The following is a 2418-nucleotide window of genomic DNA, read 5'->3' on the forward strand; positions in this document are numbered from 1 at the left end:
GCGATGGTCTTCGGCAACATCAACACGAGTTCCGGTGCCGGTGTTGTCTTTTCGCGAAATCCTATGACCGGCGCCAACGAGCAGTTCGGCGAGTGGCTGCCCGGCGGCCAAGGGGACGACGTGGTATCCGGCACGGTCGATGTCGAACCGATCACCGCGCTGCGCGACCAGCAACCGGCTGTATACAACGAATTGATTGCCGCCGCACGGTCGTTGGAGCGGCTCGCCTCCGACGTGCAAGAGATCGAGTTCACCATCCAAGACGGGACGCTATGGCTGCTGCAGACGCGGCCTGCGAAGCGCTCGGCCCAGGCCGCGGTGCGCCTCGCGTTGCAATTGCGCCGTGACGGCCTTATCGACGACGCCGAGACGCTTCGGCGAGTAACCCCTGCCCATGTGGAGGCGCTACTACAGCCCTCGCTGCAGCCGGAAAACCGCTTGACTGCAACGCTTTTAGCTACCGGCCTGCCGGCCGGGCCCGGCGTGGTTTCGGGGCGTGCCTACACCGAAGTGGATGCCGCAATCGAAGCCGCTGACCGCGGCGAGGATGTCATCTTGGTGCGCAACCACACTAGCCCCGACGACATTCACGGCATGCTGGTCGCCCGCGGTGTCGTGACCGAAACCGGCGGCGCCACCAGCCACGCGGCCGTGGTCAGCCGTGAGCTCGGCCGGGTGGCTGTGGTGGGCTGCGGCCGCGGCATCGCCGAATCCCTTGCCGGCAAACTGGTCACCGTCGACGGCAACGAAGGTGAAGTGCGCGACGGGAACCTGCAGTTGACCGCATGGTCGGAAGACAACACACCAGAGCTGCGCGAGTTGGCCGAGATCGCCCGCCTCGTAAGCCCTTTGCGTGGCCATGCCAGCGGCGACTACCCCCGATTGGAGAGCCATGCCGATGACGCGGTGCGCGCCGCCATGGCCAGCGGCTGCACCGATGTGGTGTCAGCCAGCCCGCTGCTCGCAATGCTGGCCGCGCTGCGACTCAGCGAGGACACGTGAGCGAGCTGACCGTATTGCAAGCGGTCCGGCTCAAAGGCCGTGTGAGCCTTGATGATTTGGCCGCGACGCTCGGAAAAGACGCGGACGAGCTGCTTGATAGCGTCGAGCGGCTGACCCGGTCGGGCTTGCTGATTGACGCCAAGATGCTGCGGCTCAGCCCCGACGGGCGGGCCCAGCTGTCCGAGCTGCTGGCCGACGAGCGTCAACACATCGACACAGCGGCGCTCGCCGCCGCTTATGCCGACTTTCGCGCCGTCAACGCCGAATTCAAAGCGCTCGTCACCGATTGGCAAGTCAAGAACGGCCAACCGAATAGCCACGACGACGCCGATTACGACGCCGCGGTTGTGGCCCGCCTCGATAGCGTGCACCAGAAGGTGGCGCCGATCATCGCCGCGGCGGCCGCACAGTTGCCGCGGTTGGGCCGCTACTCGAACAAGTTGCAGGCGGCGCTGGACAACGTGCACGGCGGCGAGACGCATTGGTTGTCCCGACCGCTCATCGACTCCTACCACACCGTGTGGTTCGAGCTGCATGAGGAGCTGATCCTCGCCGCTGGCCTGACCCGTGAGTCCGAAGCCAAATCCGGTGATGCGGGGTAGCTTTCGCTATAGCTCCGCCTCCAGCCTGGCAAGATACTCGTCGATGTCACCAACCGCGGATTCGGCGGCGTGCACGCTGATCGCGACCTTGTCGCCGATGCCGTGCGCGCCATGAACGAGGCCCATCGCCGGCGATAAGGCCGGATAGCCGGCAGTCAGCAGCACCGGTGCGGCGCCGAAGCGCAAATCGGCGGGTCCGCGGTAGACGCTGGACACTACGGTGTTGCCGGACACTTGCGATGGTCGGGCGTCGGGATCGAAACGGCTAATCCCCCACCGCAGCAGCGGAGCCGGCACCGCGGCAAAGGCACGGTCGGAGGCTTGCACCGCGGGGTGCTCAAAGCGGCGACGGGCGTCGGCCAGGTCGGCGGCAATGCGCTCCACTCGGGCCTGCCGACTCAAGTCCGGATACAGCGCTACTGTCACGTTGACGAAGTGGTTAAGTGCTTGCCGCACACCAGATTTTGCCATCGGGACTTCGGCGCACAGCGATGCCGCAGCATCGCCCAAAAGACCAGACAGAGCACTCGACACAGCAGCCAATACCGCGACGGTGACGGTGGGACCTTGCAAATGCGCGCGGTGCCGTACCAGTGTGCGCACAGTGCACGCGCCTGCGGGGCGGGCATTGGTTTGAAGCACCGGCCGCGCTCCGGGCGGTGGAACCAGCAGGCCTGCGCGGGTGTCACGCATGAATTCGCGATGCGCGCGAAAGGCATTGACGGCGCGCCAAGGCAGGAATCCCGGCGAAGCTGGCACGACGTCGGGCACCGGCGCCGCCCGGCCGAACAGCCAGGCGGCCAGCGCCGAGGCG

At 66.4% G+C, this 2418-nt stretch carries 3 protein-coding genes; 2 read left to right on the forward strand and 1 reads right to left on the reverse strand.

What is annotated here, in order from left to right:
- Positions 1 to 1002 (forward strand): pyruvate, phosphate dikinase (locus tag WB785_RS15795; protein ID WP_424080266.1); only part of this gene is annotated, 1002 nt, incomplete at its 5' end.
- A complete protein-coding gene (locus WB785_RS15800) occupies positions 999 to 1604 on the forward strand; it encodes a MarR family transcriptional regulator (protein WP_424080267.1) in 606 nt (201 codons plus the stop codon). The genes WB785_RS15795 and WB785_RS15800, both read left to right, overlap by 4 nt.
- A gap of 6 nt (positions 1605 to 1610) precedes the next feature.
- Here the strand turns inward: WB785_RS15800 and WB785_RS15805 are convergent.
- Positions 1611 to 2418: WS/DGAT domain-containing protein (locus tag WB785_RS15805; RefSeq protein ID WP_424080268.1), on the reverse strand; the 808-nt coding region annotated here is incomplete at its 5' end.

Origin of the sequence: Mycobacterium sp. (assembly GCF_049585075.1) — a bacterium.
Classification (GTDB): Bacteria; Actinomycetota; Actinomycetes; order Mycobacteriales; family Mycobacteriaceae; genus Mycobacterium.